The following is a 13807-nucleotide window of genomic DNA, read 5'->3' as shown; positions in this document are numbered from 1 at the left end:
ATCCTCTTTGCTACTGAGCATGCTCTCGGCCAAAGCCAGAAGTGATTGGGTAACGTCTGTCTTTACCAAAGTTGCGTTGGGTTATTTTAGGACCAATCGCTGATTGGCGGCGCTTATATTCATTTATGTCAACTAATCTTAGCACCTTTTTTACGACAGATGCATCATATCCTAAAGAAACTATCTCATTTAATGATAAATCATTTTCTACGTAAGCTTCTAATATTGCATCTAAATCATCGTAATCAGGCAAACTGTCCTGGTCAACTTGATCTGGTGCTAATTCTGCTGATGGCGGTCTGTCAATTACACGTTGTGGGATAACAGGGGAAATTGTATTTCTGTATTCCGAAAGACGATATACCAAAGTTTTTGGGACATCTTTAATAACAGCAAAACCACCCGCCATATCACCGTATAAAGTACAGTAGCCAACAGCCATTTCAGACTTATTCCCCGTAGTTAATACCATACGGCGCTTTTTATTTGATAACGCCATTAACAGTACCCCGCGACTACGAGCCTGCAAGTTTTCTTCTGTTGTATCAACAGTATCATCTTTAAACATTGGGGTTAAAGCCCCCATAAAGCTGTTGAACATAGGCTCTATAGAAACAATATCAAACTCAATACCACAAGCTTCAGCTTGCTGTTTAGCATCTTCAACACTCATTTGAGCCGTATATTTAAACGGCATCATCACAGCTTGTACTCTATCAGCACCTAAGGCATCAACGGCTATTGCTAAAGTTAAAGCTGAATCAATCCCGCCAGACAAGCCAAGTACTGCACCAGCAAAACCATTTTTATTAACATAATCTCGAGTTGCTAAAACTAAAGCTTGATATACCTCAGCTTCTTCACTAGCAGGTAAATCAGCAATCTCACCTTTAGTAAAATCTTGCTCAAAATCCAGACTCACGATGCTTTCATTACACAAAGCTAATCGGCTCACAAGCTCGCCAGCTGCATTAACTGCAAATGAACCACCATCGAAAATCAACTCATCTTGACCACAAACATGATTAACATAAACGATAGGCAGATTATGGTTTTGAGAACGTTTAGTAATGAGTGCTTCTCGCTCTGTTTGTTTTTCTTGGTTAAATGGAGATGCATTCATAGATAATATTAAATCTATATTTTGACCATCAAACTTTGCTATTGGTTGGTCTGTCCATAAGTCTTCACAAATTAATAGACCAATTTTTTTACCTTGATATTCAAAACTGGCTGCTTGAGACCCTGGCGTGAAATAGCGCTTTTCATCGAAGACACCGTAGTTAGGTAAAGCCTGTTTATGGTATCGAACTAATAATTGTCCTTGATGATAAACACTTACACTGTTGTAGATGCATTCATTCTCGCGCCAAGGGTGGCCGACAACAACAACATGTTTAGCCGATGCAGCCGCAATAGTTTCAAGTGCAGCATCGACTCGTTTGTATAAATCGGGACGAAAAAGTAAATCTTCAGGCGGATAACCTGTGATAGATAACTCAGGAAAAACGACAATTGAATCGACAGGAGAGTTTTGTGTAACTTCAACGATTTTGTTGCAGTTGGCCGCAATCGCGCCCACTGTTAAATTGCATTGTGCAATTGTTATTTGCATAGCAAAAACCAAAAAATAATAGACTAAAAATATAACTGCATAATATTAAACTAATGAGCCCTAGTGCAAATTAGTTTCGACTATTATTGAAATAAAATTGATATAAATACAGTAAACCAAGCTAAATTGGTGTTTTAGCTTGGTTTAGTTAGTCGCTTGCCTACTTTTAGTATCAATAAAAGCTTCTGCCTTCAGTATCATAATCAAGCAATATCTGAGCAGGTTTATACCTTTCGCCAAATCGACTATGGAAATTTTGCAGCCTATCAACCAAATTGCTAATACCAAAACTATCCATGTAACGGAAAGGTCCGCCTAAAAATGGCGGGAAGCCAATACCAAATACAGCACCTATGTCGCCATCTCGCGGCGATTGTATTACGCCTTCTTCTAAACAACGAGCAGCTTCGTTTAGCATTTGTACTAAACAGCGCTCTACAACTTCTTCTTGGTTTAACCTTTGAGCTGGATCTAGATTCAGTAAATCATAAATACTTTCATCTATTGCAGGTTGAGGCTTAACTTTATTAATAAGCTGCTGAGCTAAATTTTTATTTGCTTGGTAATTATAAAAACCCTTTTGGTTTTTCTTACCCTTTCTACCATCTGCAATAATCGCATCGAAAGCAGAAGGCGCTTTAAATCTTTCCCCATATGCTTGAGTTAATATAGGAATAATTTTGGTGCCTATATCAATCCCAACTTCATCAAGTAGTTTTAGAGGGCCAACTGGGAACCCAAATTTCACTAGCGCTCTATCAATAATATCAATCGGCTCCCCGTCTAACATTAAATGAGCAGCTTCGTTAATATAAATAGCAAGGATCCGATTAACGTAAAAACCTGCACAGTCTTTCACTACGATTGGTGTCTTACCTTGCTTTCGGGCAAACTGGATTGTAGTTGCCAGCGTTGAGTCGCTAGTTTCAGCGTGTGGAATAAGTTCAACCAAAGGCATTTTGTCTACTGGCGAAAAATAATGTAGCCCAATGACATTCTCAGGACGTTTTGCATTCGCTGCAATATCGCCAATAGGTAATGATGAAGTATTCGAAGCAAATATGGTTTCATCATGACAAGCTTGCTCTACGTCTGCTAACATTTGCTGCTTCAACGCTAGATCTTCAAATACAGCTTCAACCACAATATCTCTTTGCTTAAACCCACTAAAATCTGTAGTACCTGTAATCAAACCTAACTGTTTTTGCGCAACCGATTTTAATATAAATTTGCGTTTAACCTTTTGCTCTAACAAGTCATAGCTGTATTTAAGAGAGTTAACAATGCCTTGCTCTTGGATGTCTTTTAATCTCACTGGCAAGCCTGCTTTAATTGCACTAACGTAACTTATGCCGCCACCCATCAGACCGCCACCCAAAACAGCCACTTTTTTGATTGGTCTTACCTCTTCTGTAGTTAATTTTTCTTCTTTTTTCTGTTCCGTTGTAGCTAAAAACAAATGCCTTAATTGAAAACTTTCAGGTGTCATGCATAGCTCAGCAAACCCATGAGCTTCAGCTTGATAGCCTTGAAGGTGACCGTTTTCTACACCTAACTTAACCACGTCAATGATCTTTGCAGGTGCTGGGTAGTTACCTAAAGTTTTCTTCTCAACCTGTTTAAGTGCTTGATCAAACAACAAGCCTCGACCAAAAGAGTTATTTTCTAACGCTTTATTAATTATGCTTCGCTTAACTGATTTGGTATCGGAGTTAGGATTCAAAATTAAAGCTTTCGCTGTTTCCAATAAAATACTTTGTGGAACTAAGTCATCAATTAATCCCATTTTATAGGCTGATTTGGCTCTAACTTGCTTTCCGGTTAGCATCATATCTAGCGCATTTTGAATGCCAACTAATTTTGGTAACCTTTGTGTGCCACCGCTACCGGGTAATAAACCAAGTTTAACTTCAGGTAAACCAAGTTGAGTTTTATCATCATCAGTCGCAACTCGGTAATGACACGCAAGTGAAAACTCTAAACCACCGCCTAAACATAGCCCATGTATTGCAGCGACAAAAGGAACAGGTGCTTTTTCTACCCGAGAAAAAATAGACTGACCTTCTTTTGCGAGCTCTTCAGCATCGTTCAGGGTTTTACAGGCTGAAATCATTTTGATATCTGCACCTGCGATAAAAGAATCAGGTTTACCACTGACTAACACCACACCGATAATTTGTTGGTTTTTTTCAACCTCATTTAAAATGGTTTGTATTTCATTCATCGTTTGACGAGAAAGCACGTTCATACTTTCATCGGGCACATTCAAGGTTATAACGGCTATTTGGTCTTCATCAATAGCTAGGCTAAAGTGTTGTAAACGATTCATTACTCAGCCTCCAAAATCATTGCCACACCTAATCCACCTGCTGCGCAAGCTGTCGTTAAACCTAAACCACCACCTTGCCTTTTCAATTGACGTAAGGTTTGCGTTATCATTCGTGCTCCTGTCGCAGCAAAAGGATGGCCATAAGCTATAGAGCCACCATTAACATTAAACTTATCCATATCTATCTCACCAATAACAGATGAACGATTCAAACATGTTTGAGCAAATTTTTTACTTTTAAACATTTTAATATTAGCTAGCGATTGCGCAGCAAACGCCTCATGCATATCAATTAAATCTATGTCTGATAAGTTTAACCCCGCTTTCTCTAGTACTTTTGGTGTCGCGTAAGATGGTCCCATCAACATATCTTGCCAAACATCGATTGCGGTAAATGCATAGCTATGTATGTACCCAAGGGGCTGATAACCTTGTGCTTTTGCGACATCTTCACGCATTAATAACACTGCAGCAGCACCATCTGTTAGGGGGGTTGCATTCGCCGCTGTAACTGAACCGTGATTTCGGTCAAAAACCGGCCTCAACTTGGCGTAGGCATTTAGTTCCGAATCAAAACGAATGTTATTGTCTTGCGATAAGCTTTGCTTATAAGGTTCAGGGTATGCAGTCATGACCTCATCATCTAGCAAACCTGATTGCCAAGCCTTTGCAGCCAAAGTATGAGAGCGATGTGCAAACTCATCTTGAGCTTGACGGCTAATATGGTGAGACTTAGCCATTTGCTCTGCAGTTTGTCCCATGCTTAAGCCTGTAGAATATTCTGCAATTGCTGGTGGGACTGGTGCTAAATCTTTAGGCCTAATATTTTTTAAAATTGAAAGTTTAGCTGCGATTGATTTGGCTTTGCTCAAATCTAATAACGCAGAAGCTAATTTTTTAGATACGCCAATCGGTAAAACAGAAGATGAATCTGCACCGCCTGCAATACCACATGTAATGTTGCCGGATAAGATAGATTCTGTGATATTAGCAACGGCTTGAAAACTTGTTGCACAAGCTCTAGAGACACTATAAGCATCGGTATTTACATTCATACCTGTACCTAATACGATTTCACGTGCGATATTAGGCGCAGATGGCATTTGAACCACTTGGCCAAATACCACTTGTTCAATTATTTTAGGATCTATATCGCCTCTTACGAGCAATTCATTTACTAGAAGCTTACCTAAATCGAGCGCAGAAGCATCGTGATAAGCAGTTGCTTGTTTTGCAAAAGGAGTTCTTAACCCATTCACGACCGCAATTCTATGCCCATCATGTGTTTTTAAACCATTCTGACTTGCCATCTTATATCCTCGTTAACCTACATTGTGCAGGTATCCGTATTTTACTTTAGAGCGCAAATTATTTATTAAATTTAAAACACTTGTTTAAATTTTGCTAGCCTATTCGCTCGATAATGTAAGTTTTTCAAATATTAGTTTATTTTTTTTTGTATCAGTCTAAAATCTGCACCGTTAAAAATCAAAACCCAGCTAAGCTGAGTTTTATGTAAGTTAGTACAACCAAATTAAGAGAGCTCTATGTTTAATGTAAACGAATATTTTGACGGTAAAGTGAAATCAATTGCATTTGAAGGTGAAAAATTACCTTCTACTGTCGGTGTAATGGCAATTGGTGAATATGAATTTGGTACTAGCCAAGATGAAGTTATGACAGTTGTTAGCGGTGCGTTAACTGTTTTATTACCAGGTGAAACTGAATGGAAAACATTTACTGCAACACAAAGCTTCGACGTTGCAGCAAATCAAAAATTCCAAGTTAAAACGACTTCTCAATCTGCATACCTTTGTACATATGCATAAGTAGTTAAGTCAATAAGACAAAGTAGCGCTAGCGCCCGACTTTGTCTTATTTCCTCTAGGCTAACTCAGATAAAACAGAGCTTCTTTAACATTTCAGATTCTTACATATTTTCTTCAGTCATTCGATTCAGCTATCTTTCACCTACATCTCAGCTAAAATAATTATTATCCCTAATACTCATAAGACTTTGATATCTAGAGCTAAATCAATATAAATTGAAATTTAGATATAAAAAAACCGATGCTGGCATCGGTTTTTAATTAATTCCGTAATTTTAGGTGATTACATAATAGCGTCTTGGTCTTCGCCTTCTTTCTCAACCACAGTCGGTATCAAGTCGTCACGGCTAATACCTAACATTAGGCCTAATGAGCTTGCTACGTAAACCGATGAGTATGTACCAATTACCACACCAAACAACAATGCTGTTGCGAAGCCATGGATCAATTCACCACCAACAAAGAACAAAGCAAGTAAAACTAAAATAGTTGTTACGGATGTAATCATAGTTCGACTTAACGTTTGCGTTAAAGAAATATTAATCACTTCTTCAGGACCAATTTCACGAAGTTTTCTGAAGTTTTCTCGAATACGGTCGGATACAACAATAGTATCGTTTAATGAGTAACCGATAACAGCTAAAACAGCAGCTAATACATTCAGATCGAATTCTATAGAAAGTACAGAGAATAAACCGACTGTAATAATAACATCATGTGCTAAGGCTAAAACTGACCCTAGCGCAAATCGCCACTCAAAGCGAAAAGCAACATAGATTAAGATACAAATAAGCGCGACAAGCATGGCTAAACCACCTTGCTCTTTAAGCTCTTCACCAACACTTGGACCAACAAACTCGATACGGCGCATATCGGCATGGCCTAATTCATCTGTTGATATTGCAGAAAGCACTTGGTTACTTAAGGTATTTGCATTAGTGTCTTCTCTTGGCGCCAATCTGATCAAAACTTCAGTATTAGATCCAAAGTGTTGTACGACTGCATCGGGGAAGCCTGAGCTATCTAATTTAGCTCTAACTTTCTCTAAATCGGCACCTTGTTCGTAGCCTACTTCAATTAGCGTTCCGCCGGTAAAGTCTAAGCCAAATTGCAAGCCTTTAGTCGCTAAAGAACCAATTGAAGTTGCAATTAATAGGAATGACATCGCCATGGCTATTTTACGCCATGACATAAATTGAATGGTATTTTTAATCCACATTATTCTGATTCCCTAAATCCATAACTTATTGACTTTACGACCGCCAATAGAAGCATTAACAACTGCACGAGTAACCACAATAGCTGTGAACATAGAAGTCACAATACCAATTGCTAGAGTAACAGCAAAACCTTTAATTGGACCTGTGCCTACAGCGAATAAAATTATTGCCGCAATGAAGGTTGTAATGTTTGCATCAGCAATAGTTGAAAACGCACTATCATAACCATGATGAACAGCCTGTTGTGGTCCACGCCCATCACGAATTTCTTCTCTAATCCGCTCAAAAATAAGTACATTAGCATCAACCGCCATACCAACGGTTAAAACAATCCCTGCCATACCAGGTAAAGTTAAGGTAGCGCCTGGGATCAATGACATTATGCCAATTAATAAAACTAAATTTAGTGCAAGTGCAACATTTGCAACAACACCGAAACCTCGGTAATAGAACAACATAAATGCTAGAACTAAACAGAATCCCCAAACAATAGCTTGTGTACCTAATTCAATATTTTCTTTACCTAAGCTAGGTCCAACTGTTCTTTCTTCAACAATTTGAATTGGTGCGATTAAAGCACCCGCTCTTAACAATAAAGCTAAGTTTTGAGCTTCGCCTGCACTATCAATACCGGTAATCCTAAAGCTATTAGATAAACGCGCTTGGATAGTTGCAACGTTGATAACTTCTTTTTTAGCTTCAAACTCAACTTTACCTTCTGGTGTTTTACGACCTGTCGGTACATATTCAACAAATAGAGTCGCCATTGGGTTACCGATATTGTCTTTGGTAAAGTTCGACATCTTATTGCCGCCTTTACTATCTAGATCAATATTGACTTGCGGCCTTTGGTTTTCATCAAAGCTATAATTTGCATCTGTGATATGGTTACCCGTTAAGATAACCTGCTTTTTCAAGATCACTGGGCGACCGTCACGGCGGTCATAATAAAGCTCGGAGCCAGGTGGTAAACGACCATTCACAGCAGCGCGTACGTCAGCATCATAATTCACTTGTCTAAATTCAAGCGTAGCGGTCGCACTTAATATTTCTTTGGCACGGGCTGTATCCTGAATACCAGGTAATTCAACCACAATTCGATCAGCACCTTGTCGCATAACCAAAGGTTCTGCAACACCTAGTTGGTTTACGCGATTACGAATAATCGTAATATTTTGCTGTAGAGCGTAATCTTTAACTTCTTTAATACGGGCTTCACCCATAATAGCAGATAAGGTATTACTCTCATTATCTAGCGCTTCAATAATGAGTTTAGGGTGCTGTTCAATCAATAATTCTTCAGCTTTTGCTAAATCAGCCTCACCACGAAAACTAACTTTAACCCCGTTTTTATATGGTACTAAACGACGATAACGAATCTTTTCTTCTCGTAGTTCAGTTTTAAAATCTTCAAGTAATTCTTCTTGTTTTTTCTCCATCGCAACGGCCATATCCACTTCCATTAGAAAATGAACACCACCGCGTAGATCCAAACCAAGTTTCATCGGGTTACCACCTAAATCAGCTAACCATTTAGGTTGAGCCGGCATTAGGTTGATCGCCACAATAAAATTATTGCCTAAAGCTTGTGTAGCAATATCACGAGCAGCAAGTTGGCTTGCTGTGTCTTTAAAACGAACAACAATTAAATTATTTTCAAGTTTTATAGAATCAAAAGCTAAATCCGCTTTATTTAAAGCAGATTTAACTTCTTCCAACTGGCTTATTTCAACATTACCACCACGGGTAGCTGATATTTGAAGCGCAGGATCTTCACCATATATATTTGGTAAAGCGTATAAAAAACCTGCGGCGACAACAATCAGCACCATCAGGTATTTCCATAGTGGGTATTTATTTAACACCAGAATATCCTATTAAATTGATTAATCTATTAGATAGATTTGATAGTACCTTTTGGAAGTACAGCTGTAATAGCAGACTTTTGTACCGCAATTTCAACATTATCAGTGAAAGAAACTGAGATAAAATCTTTATCTTCGCTTACTTTAACGACTTTACCGACTAAACCACCTTGAGTTAAAACTTCATCGTTTTTAGCAAGTGATTCGATTAATGATTTGTGCTCTTTTACACGCTTAGCTTGCGGACGATACAACATAAAATAAAAGATAGCGCCAAAAATACCCAACATGATTAGCATTTGTAAACCGCCTGCTTCTTGAGCTGGAGCACCTTCTGCGTATGCATTTGCAATTAAAAAGTCCATAAATTTCCTCTATATACAACAATATTAAAATTAAAAATTAATCTTTTAACGGCGGTACAGGTAAACCTCTAGCCGCATAAAATTCTTCTACGTGCTCTTCAAGTCGACCTTGTTCAATCGCATCTCTTAAGCCCTGCATCACTTTTTGATAAAAATGTAAGTTATGGATGGTATTTAAACGCGATCCTAATATCTCGTTACACTTATCTAAGTGATGTAGATATGCACGAGAATAATTTTTACAAGTGTAACAGTCACAATTTTTATCTAAAGGGTCTGTATCTGTCTTATGTTTTGCATTTCTTAGCTTTAAAACACCATCACTGACAAATATATGAGCATTACGTGCATTTCGTGTCGGCATAACGCAATCAAACATATCGATACCACGTCGTACTGCCTCAACTAAATCTTCCGGTTTACCAACACCCATTAAATATCTAGGCTTATCTTCCGGTAATTTATACGCAATTTCGTCTAAGATATTAATCATATCTTCTTTAGGCTCACCAACTGACAAGCCACCAATAGCGTAACCATCAAAACCTATTTGCTCTAAACCATTTAAACTCTCTTGGCGAAGATGAGGATACATACCTCCTTGAACTATTCCAAATAATGCTGAAGGGTTACCGTCATGTGCATCTTTAGAACGTTGAGCCCAACGTAAAGATAGCTCCATCGAGCTGCGAGCTTCTTCTTCAGTTGCTGGATAAGGCGTACATTCATCAAATATCATAACGATATCTGAACCTAAGTCACGTTGAACATGCATAGCTTTTTCTGGTGTTAATTCAATTCTTTCACCATTGATAGGGGAGCGAAATACGACGCCTTCTTCACTTATTTTACGTAAATCACCTAAACTAAATACTTGGAAACCACCCGAATCAGTCAAAATAGGACCTGACCAATTCATGAAATCATGCAGATCACCATGCATTTTAATAATTTCAGTACCTGGTCGAAGCATTAAATGGAATGTATTGCCTAAACAAATGTGCGCGCCAGTGTCTTTCACTTCATCCGGTGATAAACCTTTTACCGTGCCATAGGTTCCAACAGGCATAAACGCTGGTGTTTCAACCACACCTCTCGCAAAAGTAATTCGGCCTCGTCTCGCTTTGCCATCTGTTGCGAGTTTTTCAAATTTCATAAAATCAGTCATGTATTAGTACCAGTTAAGCCTGTTCGCTTGGTGTTTGTTTAGTTAGGAACATAGAGTCACCATAACTAAAAAAACGATATTTTTGTTTAATCGCTTCTTGATAAGCATTATGAATATTTTCTTTACCCGCAAATGCAGAAACTAACATAATCAGGGTAGATTCAGGTAAATGAAAATTAGTGAACATAGCGTCCACTACTTTAAACTTATAGCCTGGGTAAATAAAAATATTAGTATCGCCTTGGTGCGCGGCAATTAAGTCATCTAATCCATTTTCTTGAGCAAATTTTGCAGCACTTTCAAGACTTCTCACCGATGTAGTACCAACAGCAATCACGCGCCCGCCTTTCGCTTTACAAGACTTAATTTTGTCGACTACAGCTTGGTCAACAAAGATTTGCTCTGAATGCATTTGGTGATCTTTAATGTCATCTACTCGGATTGATTGAAACGTACCAGCACCAACATGCAGGGTAACTTCAGCAGTATTTACGCCTTTAGCTTTAATTTTTTCAATCAAGTCATTATCAAAATGTAATCCAGCAGTTGGCGCTGCAACCGCACCTGGAACTTGACCATATACGGTTTGATATCTTTCTTTATCAGATAAGGTATCCGCTCTATCAATATAAGGCGGTAATGGCATATGACCGTAGGCTTCTAATAATTCGAGAACGGGTGTTTCATTCAATACATCTAAAATGAACAAGTCATTTTGACGTTCAACCATTTTAAGCTGGATCTTATCTTCTAAAATTAACTCAGCGCCGGGTTTTAATGCTTTATTAGATCTAACATGAGCTAAAACTTGAGAATCGGATAAAATTCTCTCAACTAAAACTTCAATTTTACCCCCAGTCACTTTTTGACCGAGTAAGCGTGCCGGTATAACTTTAGTGTTATTAAAGATAAGTAAATCATTTTCATTTACTAAATCTAGCATCTGATTAAAAACTAAATGAGACAAGTCACCAGTATTACCATCTACTGACAATAACCTAGACTCACTTCTGTTTTCAGCTGGAAACCGAGCAATTAACTCATCCGGTAAATCAAAATAAAAATCAGAAACTCGCATTAAACCACTCAACAAGAATAAAACGCGATAGTCTATTGTGCTGACCATTGAATGGCAAGTAATTAGAAGGTTCGACGGGATTTAAATCAAAATAGACACCTAGTCTGTAAATTAAACTTTGTAAAGCAAAGTTAATTTCATACATGAACTTATTAAATTTGTTGTTTTTTTACATAAACAGGTTAATTTTGTGTTAAATTTTCATAAATTTAATTGTTTTTTGCAATTTTTGCTTAAAAGCCTCTATTTTTTGTTGCTTTATTACATTTCGTGATTATAATGAGCACAACTTTGAGAGACACATAGTTTTTCAGAAAATCCCTTTGTTAGTGCTTGAGTGCCTTTATTTGAGGCAAATTACTGCCCTGTCCCCCAACAGGGCTTTTTTTTATCTAAATTTTGCCAATCTTTATTTGCTTCTGTACTAAAAGTAATTTAATTACAATTCCCCACTATCTTTTTCACGAATACTTATTGGCTTAGCTACTCAGCAAAGTTACAATATATTTTTATTCTTTATTAACCTGGAACATTGTTAATGCGCACTTCCAACTATTTGTTATCAACATTAAAAGAAACACCTTCAGATGCTGAAGTTATCAGCCATCAGCTAATGCTTAGAGCTGGTATGATCAGAAAATTAGCTTCGGGTTTATACACTTGGTTACCTTCTGGTTTAAAAGTTTTAAGAAAAGTAGAACAAATAGTACGAGAAGAAATGGATAAAGTTGGTGCAATCGAAGTACTAATGCCAGTCGTACAACCAGCAGACCTTTGGCAAGAATCTGGTCGATGGGAGCAATTTGGTCCTGAGTTATTAAGAATCAAAGATAGACATGAGCGTCCATTCTTATTGGGCCCAACTCACGAAGAAGTTATAACTGAACTCGTTCGTAAAGAAATTAGCAGCTATAAACAATTACCAATTAACTTATATCAAGTACAAACTAAGTTCAGAGATGAAGTTAGGCCTAGATTTGGTGTTATGCGTGCCCGTGAATTCACAATGAAAGATGCGTATTCATTTCATTTAACTGAAGCATGCCTTGAGTCAACTTATCAAAAAATGCACCAAGCCTACTGTAATATTTTTGACCGCTTAGGTTTAGAATATCGCCCAGTATTAGCTGATACAGGTTCAATCGGTGGTAGTACATCACACGAATTTCATGTGTTAGCTGAATCAGGCGAAGATGCAATTGTCTTTAGTGACAGCAGCGAATATGCAGCAAATATTGAAAAAGCCGAAGCGCTTGCACCGCAAACAGAAAGACCTGCAGCACAGAAATCTCTAGCAAAAGTAGCAACCCCTAATAAACACACGATAGAAGAAGTTTCTAACACATTAGAGCTTTCACCTAATCAAGTTATCAAGACATTATTAGTTGTTGGTGCTGATGAAGAAGGCCAAGAATCCGGTGTAGTAGCCTTAGTTTTAAGAGGCGATCACGAACTCAACGAAGTTAAAGCAGAAAAGTTCCCTAATGTATTCTCCCCTTTAACTTTTGCTAGCGACGAAGCAATAAAAGAAGCGGCTAACTGTAGCGCAGGTTCAATTGGCCCGATCAATTTATCAGTGCCTATTATTGTTGATCATTCAGCTGCTTACTTAGCTGACTTTGCCTGTGGCGCAAATGAAGATGGCTTCCATTTTACAGGTGTTAATTGGGATAGAGATATTCAAGGTTACCAAGTGGCAGACATTAGAAATGTTGTAGAAGGCGATCCAAGCCCTTGCGGTAACGGCGTTTTAAACATTAAGCGTGGTATTGAAGTGGGTCATATTTTCCAACTTGGTACTAAATATAGTGAAGCGATGAAAGCTGGTGTGTTAACAGAAACAGGTAAACACGAAACCCTAACTATGGGCTGTTACGGGATTGGTGTATCGCGTATTGTTGCGGCTGCTATAGAGCAAAATCATGACAAGTATGGCATCAAGTGGCCAACGGCCATTGCACCATTCCAAGTCTGTATTTTGCCTATGAATATGCACAAATCACATCGTATTCCTGATATTGCAAACAACTTATATCAAGAATTGCAACAAGCTGGATGTGAAGTTTTATTTGATGATAGAAAAGAACGACCTGGTGTCATGTTTAATGACATTGAATTAGTCGGTATTCCACATGTAATTGTCATCGGCGAAAGAAACTTAGATGAAGGCGTTGTCGAGTATAAAAATCGCCAAACAGGTGATAAAGAAACAATCAAAATTGATGAAGTCGTCAATTTTATACAGTCTAAATTAACAGCTTAATTTTATTTTAGTTGTCTTACCTAGCTAACAACCAGTTAGCTAGGTTTCTCCACTACAAAACTCATTAGCTAATCT

General features: G+C 38.0%; 10 protein-coding genes. 2 read left to right on the top strand and 8 right to left on the bottom strand.

The genetic code is table 11. The features are described from left to right. Positions 1–10 precede the first annotated feature (10 nt). The 3 genes from XM47_RS01690 to fadI form a co-directional block, all read right to left on the bottom strand. Positions 11–1615 carry an NAD+ synthase gene (locus XM47_RS01690; RefSeq protein ID WP_048688666.1) on the bottom strand — a complete coding sequence of 535 codons (1605 nt, stop codon included), beginning with the start codon at positions 1613–1615 and terminating at the stop codon, positions 11–13. Between the two features lie 172 nt (positions 1616–1787). Then, complete coding sequence (gene fadJ, locus XM47_RS01685; protein ID WP_048688662.1) at positions 1788–3944, bottom strand: fatty acid oxidation complex subunit alpha FadJ; 2157 nt, start codon at positions 3942–3944, stop codon at positions 1788–1790. Beyond that, positions 3944–5254 (bottom strand): acetyl-CoA C-acyltransferase FadI, encoded by a 1311-nt coding sequence (gene fadI / locus XM47_RS01680; RefSeq protein WP_048688659.1) that lies wholly within the window; start codon positions 5252–5254, stop codon positions 3944–3946. Before fadI ends, fadJ begins: the two co-directional genes overlap by 1 nt. A 237-nt stretch (positions 5255–5491) precedes the next feature. On the opposite strand from fadI, the gene ppnP reads away from it, so the two are divergent. Continuing rightward, positions 5492–5773 carry a pyrimidine/purine nucleoside phosphorylase gene (ppnP, locus tag XM47_RS01675; protein WP_048688656.1) on the top strand — a complete coding sequence of 94 codons (282 nt, stop codon included), beginning with the start codon at positions 5492–5494 and terminating at the stop codon, positions 5771–5773. A gap of 283 nt (positions 5774–6056) precedes the next feature. Here the strand turns inward: ppnP and secF are convergent, their stop codons facing one another. From secF to queA, 5 genes are read right to left on the bottom strand one after another with little or no spacing between them, the layout of a single operon-like run. Next, positions 6057–7001 carry a protein translocase subunit SecF gene (secF, locus tag XM47_RS01670; protein WP_048688653.1) on the bottom strand — a complete coding sequence of 315 codons (945 nt, stop codon included), beginning with the start codon at positions 6999–7001 and terminating at the stop codon, positions 6057–6059. 3 nt (positions 7002–7004) lie between these two features. Further along, complete coding sequence (gene secD, locus XM47_RS01665) at positions 7005–8858, bottom strand: protein translocase subunit SecD (RefSeq protein ID WP_077066430.1); 1854 nt, start codon at positions 8856–8858, stop codon at positions 7005–7007. Between the two features lie 29 nt (positions 8859–8887). Continuing rightward, positions 8888–9223: a preprotein translocase subunit YajC gene (gene yajC / locus XM47_RS01660; protein ID WP_048688647.1), complete on the bottom strand. Its 336-nt coding sequence runs from the start codon at positions 9221–9223 to the stop codon at positions 8888–8890. A gap of 37 nt (positions 9224–9260) precedes the next feature. Further along, positions 9261–10379 (bottom strand): tRNA guanosine(34) transglycosylase Tgt, encoded by a 1119-nt coding sequence (tgt, locus tag XM47_RS01655; RefSeq protein WP_048689191.1) that lies wholly within the window; start codon positions 10377–10379, stop codon positions 9261–9263. Positions 10380–10404: 25 nt separating this feature from the next. Further along, the gene (gene queA, locus XM47_RS01650) at positions 10405–11469 is read right to left on the bottom strand and encodes a tRNA preQ1(34) S-adenosylmethionine ribosyltransferase-isomerase QueA (RefSeq protein ID WP_048689188.1); all 1065 of its coding nucleotides are present in this window, start codon (positions 11467–11469) and stop codon (positions 10405–10407) included. A gap of 538 nt (positions 11470–12007) precedes the next feature. Between queA and XM47_RS01645 the strand changes: the two genes are divergently transcribed. Continuing rightward, positions 12008–13732: a proline--tRNA ligase gene (locus XM47_RS01645; RefSeq protein ID WP_048688645.1), complete on the top strand. Its 1725-nt coding sequence runs from the start codon at positions 12008–12010 to the stop codon at positions 13730–13732. Positions 13733–13807 lie beyond the last annotated feature (75 nt).

This window comes from Catenovulum maritimum, assembly GCF_001050375.1.
Classification (GTDB): domain Bacteria; phylum Pseudomonadota; class Gammaproteobacteria; order Enterobacterales; family Alteromonadaceae; genus Catenovulum; species Catenovulum maritimum.
The sequence above is the reverse complement of the archived record's forward strand: the minus strand, read 5'-3'. Positions and strand labels throughout refer to the sequence as shown.